The 492-nt window shown below is 58.3% G+C and carries 1 pseudogene; it reads right to left on the bottom strand.

Going from position 1 to position 492, the window contains the following annotated elements:
- Positions 1–135: 135 nt before the first annotated feature.
- Positions 136–492 (bottom strand): annotated as a pseudogene (locus AB4Z32_RS27665) (ABC transporter ATP-binding protein); the annotation flags it as partial.

The raw sequence follows: 492 nt of genomic DNA on the forward strand, positions 1-492 counted from the left end.
CGTCCACATCGGTGACGGCAAACATCTTGCCGCCGACCGAGAACACAAGGTGATCCACCCATTTGATGTCTTCCGTTTCGCCGGGCAGGCACCGGCAGAATTCCTTCGCTTGCTTGATATTCATGCGTCTCTTGATCAGGCCAGCCAGCGTTTGCGGCGGCGGTAAAACTTCATGTCCCGGAAGCTCTTGCGGCCTGCGCCGGACATGCCCAGATAGAATTCCTTCACGTCTTCGTTGTTCGCCAGCTCCGAAGCTTCGCCTTCCATCACCACGCGGCCGTTCTCCAGGATGTAGCCGAAATCCGCGTAGCGCAGCGCCACCATGGTGTTCTGCTCGGCCAGCAGGAAGGACACGTTCTCCTTCACGTTCAGGTCTTTCACGATGCCGAAGATCTCTTCGACGATCTGCGGCGCGATGCCCATCGAAGGTTCGTCCAGCAAAATCATGGAAGGCTTGGCCATCAGCGCCCGTCCGATGGCGCACATCTGCTG

This window comes from Massilia sp. 2TAF26, assembly GCF_052115005.1.
Classification (GTDB): Bacteria; Pseudomonadota; Gammaproteobacteria; order Burkholderiales; family Burkholderiaceae_D; genus Telluria.